Source organism: Hungatella sp. SB206, assembly GCF_051132295.1.
Lineage (GTDB): Bacteria > Bacillota > Clostridia > Lachnospirales > Lachnospiraceae > Hungatella > Hungatella effluvii.
In genome coordinates, this window is the sequence record NZ_CP096603.1 from 1,343,213 (window position 1) to 1,355,119 (window position 11,907).

Here is an 11,907-nt window from a genome sequence, read left to right on the forward strand (position 1 = left end):
AGCGTACGGTATGAACGTGGATTTTAAGGCAAAGCCATTCTTCCTGGATGAGAGTGATATTGCATGGGTACAGGACTGTATGAAGAAAATGACCGTGGAAGAGAAGGTCAGCCATCTGTTCTGTATTTTAATCAAGGATAAACCGGTGGAAGAGATGGCCGCGGAAATGGATGCCCTGGGCTTTTATCCGGGCGGCTATATGACCGATGTTTTTCCGGCGGGGAAAGTAAAAGAAAATTTCAAAAAGCTTCAGGCCAGAACCGGGATTCCTCTGCTGTTCGCATCCAATCTCGAGCGGGGAGCGGATGGGATCTGCAAAGAAGGCACTTTATTCGGAACGCAGATGCAGGTTGCGGCAGCCGGAGATAAGAGATGGGCGTATGAACTGGGGCGGGTCTGTGGGGAGGAGGCGGCGGCAACCGGGGCCAATTGGAACTTTGGGCCGATTCTGGATATTGACACGAATTATCACAATCCCATTACGAATACGAGAGTGTTCAGTTCCGACCAGGAAACGGTCCTTCAGATGTCCAGGGAGTTTGTCAGAGGACAGATGGAAAACGGTATGGCCGTATGCTTGAAGCACTGGCCCGGAGACGGGCGGGATGAACGGGACCAGCATATGGTAACCACCATCAACGACTGCACGGCCAGGGAGTGGGATGCCTCCTATGGAAAGATTTATAAAGCATTGATAGAAGACGGCGCGGAAACCGTCATGGCCGCCCATATCATGCTGCCGGCATACTCCAGAAAGATGAATCCGGATATCCGGGATGAGGAGATTCTTCCCGGCTCCCTGTCCTGCGATCTGACCACAAGGCTCCTGCGGGAGCAGCTGGGATTTAACGGGCTGGTGGTGACGGATGCCACGACGATGACCGGATTCATGCAGACCATGGCCAGAAGAGATGCCCTGCCCCTTGCGGTGGCGGCAGGCTGTGATATGATCCTGTTTACCCTGGATTTAAAAGAAGATTACCAGTACGTGCTGGACGCGGCAGCAGACGGGACCATCAGCAGGGAACGTCTGGACGAAGCGGTTGCACGGATTCTGGCATTGAAGGCTCATCTAAAGCTTCATAAAAAGATGGAGGAGGGAACCCTGTTTCCGGGAGATGAGGCGCTGAAGGTGTTTGAACGCGAGGATAACCGCAATCTGGCCAGGGAGTGCGCGGACCGGTCGGTTACCCTGGTTAAGGACACCCAGAACCTGCTCCCCATAAGCCCCAAAACGCAGAGACGGATCCTGCTCCATGTCCTGGGCGACAAGGGCGGTTACCACGATCCCATCTGCAATCAGGCGGAGTATCTGGCCGGGCTGCTGGAGAGAGAAGGGTTTGAAGTAACCGTCTACGATGCTTCCAGAAAAGATCTGCTTCCAATTGGGAACAGCATAGAGAGCATGACGAAGCGGTTTGACCTGATTCTGTATTACTGCAGCGTGAAAACTTCCGGCAGTGACAATGTTTCCAGAATTTCCTGGACCGCGCCGGGCGGATGCAACACACCCAGATACATTTATGAAATCCCGACACTCTTTATATCTGTGGATAACCCTTATATGCTCCTGGATGTGCCAAAGGTCAGGACGTACATTAATGGTTATACACCCAGCAGATACGTAATCGATGCCATAGTCGAAAAAATAATGGGGAGAAGCCGGTTTACAGGGAAAAATCCGGTGGATCCGTTTTGCGGGCTGTTCCATACCCGGCTTTAAAGACTGCTTGACATCAGAAAGTGAGAATGAGATGGACTGGACCTGCGAGGCAGAACGAAAAATTATTGAAAAAATGGACTGGGTTTCAGAAAAATCCAGATTTAAAATCCCGTATACGACGGTTTCGGGAACTCATGACAACAAGATTGACGAGGACCGGCAGTTTGGCTGGGATGACGGCGTTTCCTGGTGGACCAACGGCTTCTGGCCGGGAATCATGTGGCTTCTCTATCTGCGCACCGGGGACCAAAGGTATGTGGATATCGCCCGGTATGCGGAAAAAAAGCTGGATCAGGCATTTGCCGATTTCTATGGACTGCATCACGATATGGGCTTTGTATGGCTTCCGTCTGCGGTGGCCGATTACAGGATCACGGGAAATCCGGAGTCGAGAAAACGCGGCCTGATGGCAGCCACCATCCTTTCCGGCCGCTTCAATCCGGCGGCCCGGATCTTCCGGGCATGGGATCAGTGGAGCGGCGCGCCGGATGAGGACACGGCGGGATGGGCCATTATTGACTGCATGATGAACATCAATCTGCTCTACTGGGCCTCCGATGAAACCGGTGATCCCAGATTCCGGGAACAGGCGGTGATGTATGCCGACCAGGTGATGAAATACTATATCAGGCCGGATGGCTCCTCCAATCATATCATGAGGTTCGATCCGGTGACCGGGGAGCTCACAGGGGCTCTGGGCGGCCAGGGATATGCGGAGGGCTCCAGCTGGACCAGAGGCCAGGCCTGGGCCATGTATGGATTTGCGTCGAGCTATATCCATACGAAGGATGAACGCTATTTAGACACCGCCAAACGGACGGCGCATTACTTTATAGCCAATATACCGGAAAACGGCCTGATCCCGGTTGATTTCCGGGCGCCGAAGCAGCCGTATTATGAGGATTCCTCGGCGGCAGCGGCAGCAGCCAGCGCGCTTCTGGAGCTTGCGCGGCTGACCGCAGCGTGTGAATCGGAGGTCTATCGGCGCGCAGCAGAAAAGCTATTGAAGGCATTGTACGAGAAACGGTGCAATTTCTCAAAAGGCAGCGACTGTATCCTGGAAAAGTGTACAGCGGCATATCACCATAAAAATCATGAGTTTCACATCATTTATGGAGATTACTATTTTATCGAAGCAATCTTTAAGCTTCGGGGTGAAACTTATCAAATGTGGTAACGGGCACTCACAGAAACCGGACAGAAAGCGTTTCCGAGGGCACTCGGTAGAAAATGGAGGAAGCAAATATGAGCAAAGTAACAGAACTGACGAGAGAAAAATGGATTTTAGGCGCGTTTCCGGAATGGGGGACATGGCTGAATGAAGAGATCGACCAGGAGGAGGTAAAGCCGGGAACCTTTGCGATGTGGTGGATCGGCTGTACCGGACTCTGGATCAAAACAGAAAATAAAACGAATATTGCCATCGATCTGTGGTTTGGCAATGGAAAACGGTCTCAGAAAACGAAGGAGATGGACCCGTTTCATCAGATGCGGAATATGACCGGCGGCCGTGCGACACAGCCGAATCTCCGGGCTGCGCCCATCGTCTACGACCCGTTTGCTGTTACAGCCGTTGACGCGGTACTGTCCACCCATTACCACAATGACCATATTGATCCGTTCTTTGCGGCGGCTGTGATGCAGAACTGCGGCGGCGAGGTACCCTTTATCGGTCCGCTGAAGAGCGTGGAAAAGTGGCTGAGCTACGGCGTTCCGGAATCGAGATGCAGAGTGGTCAAACCGGGAGATACGATTAAAATAAAGGACGTGGAAATCATGGTCACGGATTCCTTTGACAGAACGTGTCTCGTCACGGCGGATGAGGACATCCGGGGCGTGCTGCCGGACGATATGGACGACAAGGCTGTGAACTATGTGATTAAGACACCGGCCGGAACCGTGTACCATTCCGGGGATTCCCATTACAGTACATACTATGCCAAACACGGAAAGGATTTCGACATTGATATTGCCTTTGGTTCCTACGGAGAGAATCCGGCGGGCAATCAGGATAAGATGACATCCGTGGATATTCTTCGTATGGCGGAGGCATTAAAGTGCAGGGTGGTGATTCCGATCCATTACGACGTATGGACCAACTTTAAGGCAGATCCCCTTGAGATTCTCATGCTTTACAACTATAAGAAAGACGTTTTACAGTACCAGTTCCATCCGTTTATCTGGGACGTGGGCGGCAAATACGTCTGGCCGGTGGACCGGGATAAGATCCAGTACCATTACAGACGCGGCTTTGAAGACTGCTTTACGGATGAGCCTAACGTACCGTTCCGTTCCCTGCTGTAAGACCGGGGCAAAGGAGTAACGATGAAATTATATACCTTGGGACTTTATGAGAAATCCATGCCAAATGAGTTAAGCTTTCGGGAAAAGCTCACGTATGCCAGAGAGGCGGGGTATGATTTCCTGGAAATGAGTATCGATGAAACCGAAGAAAAACTGGCGCGGCTGGACTGGAGCGTGGAAAAGCGGGCCTCTCTCGTACAGGATATGTACGAGGCGGGGCTTCCGATCCGGACCATGTGTTTAAGCGGCCACCGGAAATACCCGTTGGGAAGCAGCGAGGAATCCGTTCGGATCCGCGGCATGGAAATCATGGAAAAGGCCATCAATCTGGCGGATGACCTGGGAATCAGAATTATCATGCTGGCGGGATATGACGTGTATTATGAGGAGTCCAGCGAATTTACAAAAAAGATGTTTGAAATGAATTTGAGAAAAGCGGTGGATATGGCCGCCAGCAGGAGCATACTGCTGGGCTTCGAGACCATGGAAACCGAGTTTATGAATACGGTTGGAAAGGCCATGAAATATGTGCAGCTGATGGGATCGGATTATCTGGGAGTATATCCCGACATCGGCAATATCACCAATGCGGCGAAGCAGTATAAGACTGATGTGATTGAGGATTTAAAGTCGGGGAGCGGCCGTTTGCTGGCCATGCATTTAAAAGAGACGGTGCCGGGGAAATACCGGGAGATTCCGTACGGAAGCGGCCACGTGAATTTTGAAGAGGCGATCAGAGAGGCGTGGCGGCTGGGTATCCGAAGATATGTGACGGAATTCTGGTATACAGGAGGCGGCGACTGGAAGGATGAACTCCGGAAGGCGAATCGGATGATGACCGACATACTTGGCAGACAGGCGAAGGAGGATGAACATGCAAGTTGAAAAAAAGGTGCTGGCCAATTTAACAAAGTGCTATTCCATCGCCCCCCTGACGTATCAGGGAAGGTTTCATTTTCTGGTGGCAGCAGAGAAGACAGACCGCTGTATCCTGTTCGATGAGACGGGAAAGGAGGTGGACACCGTATGGGAGGGGCCGGGCGGAGTCATGACGATGGTCCAGGTGCCGGGAAGTGACGGCCAGTTTCTGGCGACCCATAAGTTCTATTCCCCCAATGATTCCAAAGAAGCAAAGCTTGTAACCGTAACGCCTGCAGACGGAGTCTGGGAGGTGAAAACCCTGGCGGAGCTTCCGTTTGTGCACCGGTTCGATATTCTCATCAGAAACGGTGTAAAGTACTTGATCGCCTGTACGCTGAAGTCCGGCCATACATATAAGGATGACTGGAGCTGCCCCGGAAAGGTTTACTGCGCCGTGCTTCCGGATGATTTGAGCACTTTTGACGAGGCCCATCCGCTGCCGCTTACGGTCTTAAAGGAAGGGCTGACGAAAAACCATGGCTACGCCAGGACAGAAGACGGCGGCATGGATACGGCGGTGATCTCCTGTGAAAACGGTATATTTCAGTTCCTTCCGCCGGAACAGAGGAACGGGGAGTGGGAGATCCGGGAACTCCTCGATATACCGGCTTCCGATGCGGTGCTGCTGGATCTGGACGGGGACGGCAGAAAGGAACTGGCGGTGCTGTCGCCGTTTCATGGAGATACGTTTTCGATCTATCAGGACCGGGGAGAAGGCTTTTTTAAGGTATATGAATGCCCGGATAAAATGGAATTCTTACATGCCGTTTATGGCGGCCCGCTGTGCCGGATTCCCCGGGTCGTAATCGGTTTCCGGAAGGGCGAACGAAATCTCGTATCATTTTCTTATTGCAGGGAGAGCGGGACGTATGAGCGCGAAATCATTGACAGGGACTGTGGTCCGGCCAATGTCTGTCATTACATGGTGAATCAGAACGATGTGATCATATCCGCCAACCGGGAAACCGACGAAATCGCCATGTATACGGTGACGCCGTCTTCTGACGAACTGGAGCGTGTCTGAAAATTGCTTCTCCTCCTTTTTCTATTGACAAATCCATATTTCACATAAAAATATATTGAAAGGGAAATGGGTATTTTGCCGTACAGCTATTGCTCAGGCGGGGTGCTCGTTTCCCATGAAAAATAATATCATTGGGACAGAACTCCGATTTCACCAGTGCAATTATTATAAAAAAACAACTTGTTCACACTATGGTACAAGTGGTACTGTTGTAGTATAATAATATCAGTGATAAGGAGGATTTTTTTATGGAGAGGAAAGCATACAAGTTCTGGTTCGCAACGGGGTCACAGGATCTTTATGGAGATGAGTGTCTGAGAAAGGTGGCAGAGCATTCCAGAATCATTGTAGAGGGGCTTAACCGGTCGGGACTTCTGCCTTATGAAGTGATCTGGAAACCGACTCTGATCGACAATACATCGATCCGCGCATTGTTTCATGAGGCCAACAGTGACGGGGAATGCGCGGGTGTCATCACGTGGATGCATACGTTTTCACCGGCCAAGTCCTGGATTCTCGGCCTTCAGGAGTACAGAAAGCCTCTGCTTCATTTACATACGCAGTTTAATCAGGAGATTCCCTATGACACCATTGACATGGATTTCATGAATGAGAACCAGTCCGCTCACGGAGACCGGGAATTCGGCCACATGGTGACGAGAATGGGCATTGAGAGAAAGGTTATCGTCGGTTTCTGGGATGAGAGTTCGGTGCAGGCGGCGATCGGCTCCTGGATGAGAACCGCGGTGGGCATCATGGAGAGCAGCCATATCCGTGTCGTCCGCGTGGCTGACAATATGAGAAATGTAGCAGTAACCGAGGGCGATAAGGTGGAGGCCCAGATGAAGTTCGGCTGGGAGATCGACGCCTATCCGGTGAACGAGATTGCAGATTATGTAAACGACGTGGCAGCAGGCGATGTAAGCGCTCTGGTGGAAGAGTACTACGATAAGTACGATATTCTGTTAGAGGGAAGAGATGCCGGAGAGTTTAAGAATCACGTGGCCGTACAGGCACAGATCGAGCTGGGATTTGAGAAATTCCTGGTGGAAAAGGATTATCAGGCGATCGTGACTCATTTCGGAGACCTAGGTTCCTTAAAGCAGCTTCCGGGTCTGGCGATTCAGCGTCTGATGGAAAAAGGATACGGCTTCGGAGGCGAGGGCGACTGGAAGACTGCCGCCATGGTGCGTTTGATGAAGATCATGACAGCCGGTATGAAAGGCGCGAAGGGAACTTCCTTTATGGAAGACTACACGTATAACCTGGTTCCGGGAAAAGAAGGCATACTGCAGGCACATATGCTGGAGGTATGCCCGTCAATCGCGGACAGCAGGATCGCCATCAAGGTATGTCCGCTGTCCATGGGAGACAGGGAGGATCCGGCCCGCCTTGTATTTACCGCAAAGGAAGGAAAGGCAGTGGCCACATCTCTGGTGGACTTAGGCAGCCGGTTCCGCCTCATCATCAATACCGTGAACTGCAAAAAGGTGGAGAAACCGATGCCGAAGCTTCCGGTTGCCACCGCATTCTGGACTCCGGAACCGAACTTAAAGACCGGGGCCGAAGCCTGGATTCTGGCCGGCGGCGCACACCATACGGCATTTTCCTACGATCTGACTGCAGAGCAGATGGGCGACTGGGCCGCTTCCATGGGAATTGAAGCCGTCTACATCGACGAGGACACTACAATCCGCAGCCTTAAGAATGAATTGAGATGGAATTCTGCTGCTTATCGTTAAAGAGGGGGAAAGACTATGACTGATGGTTTAAATGATAAAAGGGACGCTCTCACGGGGGACGTATATCAAAGCATTTTAGACGGAAGAACGGCTCTGGGTATGGAGCTGGGGTCTACACGAATCAAGGCGGTTCTGGTCGATGAGCACCAGAAACCGATTGCTTCCGGAAGCCATGACTGGGAAAACCGGTACGTGGACAATATCTGGACATACACGTTAGAGGACATCTGGGAAGGCGTTCAGGACAGCTTTGCAAAGCTGGCGGAGGATGTAAAAGCACGCTACGGTGTGACGCTTACGACCGTCGGATCCATTGGCATTTCCGCCATGATGCACGGCTACATGGCTTTCGATAAGGCCGGAGAAATCCTGGTGCCGTTCCGTACCTGGAGAAATACCATGACGGAGGAGGCTTCGGAAAAGCTGACGGAGCTGTTCCAGTACCATATCCCGCAGAGATGGAGCATTGCCCATCTGTACCAGGCGATCCTGAAGAAAGAGGCGCATGTGCCGGAGATTGATTACTTGATCACACTGGAGGGGTATGTACACTGGAAACTGACCGGACGTAAGGTGCTGGGAATCGGCGACTGCGCCGGTATGTTCCCGATCGATACCGATAAGAAGGATTTTCATGAGAGAATGATCGCTCAGTTTGACGAGCTGACGGCCGGAGAGAATCTGCCGTGGAAGCTCCGTGACATTCTTCCTCAGGCGCTGACCGCGGGAGAGGAAGCCGGAGAACTGACAAAAGAGGGCGCGAAGCTTCTTGACCCGACCGGCGTCTTAAGACCCGGTATTCCGCTTTGTCCGCCGGAGGGGGACGCAGGAACCGGTATGGTGGCTACGGGCAGCGTGGCGAAGCGCACCGGTAATGTGTCTGCAGGCACCAGCGTGTTTGCCATGGTAGTTCTGGAAAAGGAACTGAAAAAGGTTCACGAGGAGCTGGATCTGGTGACAACGCCGGCCGGTGATCTGGTTGCTATGGTGCACTGCAACAACTGTACTTCTGATTTAAACGCATGGGTGAATTTGTTTGAAGAGTTTTCTGCGGCCATGGGGATGAAGGCGGACAGAAACCAGCTGTTTGAAACCTTATATAACCTGGCATTGGAAGGCGACCCGGACTGCGGCGGTCTTCTGGCTTACAACTATTTCTCGGGAGAGCACATCACTCATTTTGAAGAGGGACGTCCGGTGTTCGTGCGTCTGCCGGACAGCCGGTTCAATCTGGCGAACTTCATGCGCGTTCACTTATATACGGCATTAGGAGCGCTCCGTGTGGGCATGGATATCCTGTTTAAGGAAGAAGGCGTGAAGCTGGACAGTCTGCTGGGCCACGGCGGATTATTCAAGACGAAGGGCGTGGGACAGCGGATTATGGCGGCGGCGGCCGGCGTACCGGTGACCGTCATGGAAACTGCCGGAGAAGGCGGCGCATGGGGCGCGGCAATCCTGGCTTCCTATATGCGTTACAGAAAAGACGGAGGCAGCGCCTCTCTCGACAAGTACCTGGCAGAGAGCGTATTTGCCGGCGAAGAAGGCGTGGTAATGGAGCCGCAGGAAGCGGATGAGCGCGGCTTCGAGGTATTTATGGAACGGTACATAAGCGGCCTGCCGATTGAGCGCGCCGCAGTCGAGTGTCTGCCGGGGCGTGTCTGAAAAATCGTAACAGTTCAAATACGCTCTAAAACAAAAAATGGAAAAGAGGAAATGACACGATGCTGGAAGAATTAAAAAAAGAGGTCTATGAGGCCAACATGGAACTGCCAAGAAGAGGGCTTATCACCTATACATGGGGAAATGTCAGCGGAATTGACAGGGAAAAGGGACTGTTTGTTATCAAACCCAGCGGTGTGGATTACGATAAGTTAAAGCCGGAAGACATGGTGGTCATGGATTTAAATGGAAATAAGGTGGAGGGGGACTTAAATCCCTCCTCCGATACAGCCACTCACTTAGAGCTGTATAAGGCGTTTAAGGAAATCGGCGGGATCGTCCATACCCATTCTCCCATGGCTACGGCCTGGGCGCAGGCGGGCCGCGCGCTGCCGTGTTATGGGACGACTCATGCGGACTATTTCTACGGGGAGATTCCCTGTGCCAGGAATTTAACGCCGGAGGAGATCGAAGAAGGATATGAGAAGAACACCGGTATGGTGATTATCGAGACCTTCCGCGACAGAAATCCGGTTCACGTGCCGGCGGTTCTGTGCAAGAACCACGGACCCTTTACCTGGGGAAAAGACGCCGCGACCGCGGTCCATAATGCCGTGGTGCTGGAAGAGATTGCAAAGATGAATTTTGTGACTGAGATGTTAAACCGCGGTGTGGAACCCGCGCCGCAGTCCATGCAGGATAAGCATTTTATGCGCAAGCATGGACCAAACGCGTATTATGGACAGAAGTAACGGCAGCCCGTCAGGCCGGGAAGAGGGCGAGAGCGGGAAGACGAAATACTACGTGCTGATGGAGGAACTGAAGAGTGATATCATTGCCGGCCGGCTGAGGCCGGGGGATAAGCTTCCTTCGGAAAATGAACTTTCCGCCTCCCGCCATGTGAGCCGCCATACGGTGCGAAAGGCGCTGTCCATCCTGGCGCAGGAGGGATTTATAGAAGCGGAGCACGGCAGAGGGACCTTTGTCTCCAGAAAAATTAGAAGAGGGAAGTCCCCCTCGCTTTCGTTCGGCGGAATGGATAACAGGGGTTCGGGGAATATTGCGGTTATCACCACGTACCTGTCGGACTATATTTTCCCCAGGCTGATCCAGGGCATCGACAGCGTACTGACGGCGGAGGGATACAGCATTATCCTGAAAAATACCGGCAACAGCCGCGTGAAGGAAAACCGCTGTCTCGAGGAAATCCTGGAGAAAGATATCGACGGTCTGATCGTGGAACCCAGCAAGAGCGAGATTCTCTGCGCCAATATGGCATTGTATGAAAAACTTGATTTTTACCAGATTCCCTATGTCTTCATACAGGGATACTATGCGCAGATGAAAAATAAGCCGCACATCCTGATGGATGACTGTATGGGCGGTTATCTGGTGACAAACTATCTGATCGAATTGGGACACCGGCGGATTCTGGGGATCTTCAAGGCGGACGACAGCCAGGGAAGGGAGCGCCACAAGGGGTATGTGAAGGCGCTTTTTGAGGCCGGTTATCCCTACGATCCCGATATGGTGATCTGGTTCCATACGGAGGACCGGGCGGTGAAGCCGGCGAAGGTGCTGGAACTGATGCTGGAGAGCGGAGCCGCCATGGACGGCATCGTCTGCTATAACGATCAGATTGCGCTGGAGGTTTTAAAGGCGCTTCAAAAGAAGAAAATACGTGTTCCGGAGGACATCTCCGTAACGGGATACGACAATTCATTTATTGCAGAAAACGGGGCGGTGAAGCTTACAACCATCGCCCATCCGCAGGAAAAGCTGGGCGCTATGGCGGCAGAGCTGCTGCTGGAAAAGATAAAGGGCGTGCCGGATGAGGAAAGCCGGGTGGAACGGATCCTGAAGCCGGAGCTGATCGTGAGAGAGTCCTGCATGGAGAGAGGAAAAGGAGAGTAGTTCCGATGGTATCCCGCGTCCGTCGGGCTTTCTGCTCACCACGAAGATGACCGGGAGTGTCGAACACAGAATGCATGTGATCGGCGCTCCCGGTTATTTTGACTGTTCATATCCGGGTGACGGTGATTTCTATGCGAAAAAGGGGCAAAAAAATAAAAAAGTACAAGAATATGGTAATATTACATTTTTAAAAAGGCAGAATATTAAAATTTTAATATAATTCAGCAAATTATTTATTTTTGCCAGTTTTTCCCAATGCTATACTTTCCATATATCCTATCATTTACTGCCTTCTGGAATGCAGAAGCAGGTTTCCTTACTGCCGATAATACTAATTATGTCAAGTATTATCGGTATTTTTGTGTTTAAATATTGCATCTGTCTATTCGCGTTCTGACTATTCAGCCTCTTTTATAAAAAGAAATTTTTTCTTCTATGCGTGCGGAAGCCGCTATTCCCCAATACTGAAAAATTAAGTCCACCATAATTAGTATTATACTTTCAAAATCAAAAACTGGTATGACCAGTATAAGATAATTCAAGCGTAAGGAGGTTAAAAAATGAAAAAAAGAAGATAAACGGCGTTTGATTGATTTGAAAAAGAGGCGAAAAAAAAGCAA

The 11,907-nt window shown here is 51.5% G+C and carries 9 protein-coding genes; all 9 read left to right on the top strand.

The features are described from left to right. Positions 1–10 precede the first annotated feature (10 nt). The 9 genes from M1L66_RS05975 to M1L66_RS06015 all read left to right on the top strand — a co-directional run bounded on the left by M1L66_RS05975 (position 11) and on the right by M1L66_RS06015 (position 11,287). Entirely contained in the window at positions 11–1,723 is a 1,713-nt protein-coding gene (locus tag M1L66_RS05975; protein WP_187023219.1) for a glycoside hydrolase family 3 protein, read from the top strand. A 31-nt stretch (positions 1,724–1,754) separates the two neighbouring features. After that, positions 1,755–2,900 carry a glycoside hydrolase family 88 protein gene (locus M1L66_RS05980; RefSeq protein WP_434691533.1) on the top strand — a complete coding sequence of 382 codons (1,146 nt, stop codon included), beginning with the start codon at positions 1,755–1,757 and terminating at the stop codon, positions 2,898–2,900. Between the two features lie 68 nt (positions 2,901–2,968). After that, positions 2,969–4,027: an L-ascorbate 6-phosphate lactonase gene (gene ulaG / locus M1L66_RS05985; protein WP_002601332.1), complete on the top strand. Its 1,059-nt coding sequence runs from the start codon at positions 2,969–2,971 to the stop codon at positions 4,025–4,027. Positions 4,028–4,048: 21 nt separating this feature from the next. After that, on the top strand, positions 4,049–4,912 hold the full coding sequence (locus M1L66_RS05990) for an L-ribulose-5-phosphate 3-epimerase (protein ID WP_187023217.1): 864 nt from the start codon (positions 4,049–4,051) through the stop codon (positions 4,910–4,912). Beyond that, positions 4,902–5,972, top strand: coding sequence for a hypothetical protein (locus tag M1L66_RS05995; protein ID WP_187023216.1), 1,071 nt, complete (start codon positions 4,902–4,904; stop codon positions 5,970–5,972). The genes M1L66_RS05990 and M1L66_RS05995 overlap by 11 nt, the downstream gene beginning before the upstream one ends. A 248-nt stretch (positions 5,973–6,220) precedes the next feature. Continuing rightward, positions 6,221–7,714 carry an L-arabinose isomerase gene (gene araA / locus M1L66_RS06000; protein WP_187023215.1) on the top strand — a complete coding sequence of 498 codons (1,494 nt, stop codon included), beginning with the start codon at positions 6,221–6,223 and terminating at the stop codon, positions 7,712–7,714. 99 nt (positions 7,715–7,813) lie between these two features. Next, the gene (locus M1L66_RS06005) at positions 7,814–9,376 is read left to right on the top strand and encodes a xylulokinase (protein ID WP_434694206.1); all 1,563 of its coding nucleotides are present in this window, start codon (positions 7,814–7,816) and stop codon (positions 9,374–9,376) included. Positions 9,377–9,435: 59 nt separating this feature from the next. Beyond that, a complete protein-coding gene (locus M1L66_RS06010; protein WP_434691537.1) occupies positions 9,436–10,125 on the top strand; it encodes an L-ribulose-5-phosphate 4-epimerase in 690 nt (229 codons plus the stop codon). Beyond that, positions 10,112–11,287: a GntR family transcriptional regulator gene (locus M1L66_RS06015; protein ID WP_434691540.1), complete on the top strand. Its 1,176-nt coding sequence runs from the start codon at positions 10,112–10,114 to the stop codon at positions 11,285–11,287. The genes M1L66_RS06010 and M1L66_RS06015 overlap by 14 nt, the downstream gene beginning before the upstream one ends. Positions 11,288–11,907: the final 620 nt, after the last annotated feature.

Excerpts from the sequence above, each read along its gene's own strand:
- M1L66_RS05975 (WP_187023219.1), top strand. The coding sequence starts at position 11 with ATGAACGTGGATTTTAAGGCAAAGCCATTCTTCCTGGATGAGAGTGAT.
- M1L66_RS05995 (WP_187023216.1), top strand. The coding sequence starts at position 4,902 with ATGCAAGTTGAAAAAAAGGTGCTGGCCAATTTAACAAAGTGCTATTCC.
- M1L66_RS05990 (WP_187023217.1), top strand. The coding sequence starts at position 4,049 with ATGAAATTATATACCTTGGGACTTTATGAGAAATCCATGCCAAATGAG.
- M1L66_RS05980 (WP_434691533.1), top strand. The coding sequence starts at position 1,755 with ATGGACTGGACCTGCGAGGCAGAACGAAAAATTATTGAAAAAATGGAC.
- M1L66_RS06015 (WP_434691540.1), top strand. The coding sequence starts at position 10,112 with ATGGACAGAAGTAACGGCAGCCCGTCAGGCCGGGAAGAGGGCGAGAGC.
- araA (WP_187023215.1), top strand. The coding sequence starts at position 6,221 with ATGGAGAGGAAAGCATACAAGTTCTGGTTCGCAACGGGGTCACAGGAT.
- M1L66_RS06005 (WP_434694206.1), top strand. The coding sequence starts at position 7,814 with ATGGAGCTGGGGTCTACACGAATCAAGGCGGTTCTGGTCGATGAGCAC.
- M1L66_RS06010 (WP_434691537.1), top strand. The coding sequence starts at position 9,436 with ATGCTGGAAGAATTAAAAAAAGAGGTCTATGAGGCCAACATGGAACTG.
- ulaG (WP_002601332.1), top strand. The coding sequence starts at position 2,969 with ATGAGCAAAGTAACAGAACTGACGAGAGAAAAATGGATTTTAGGCGCG.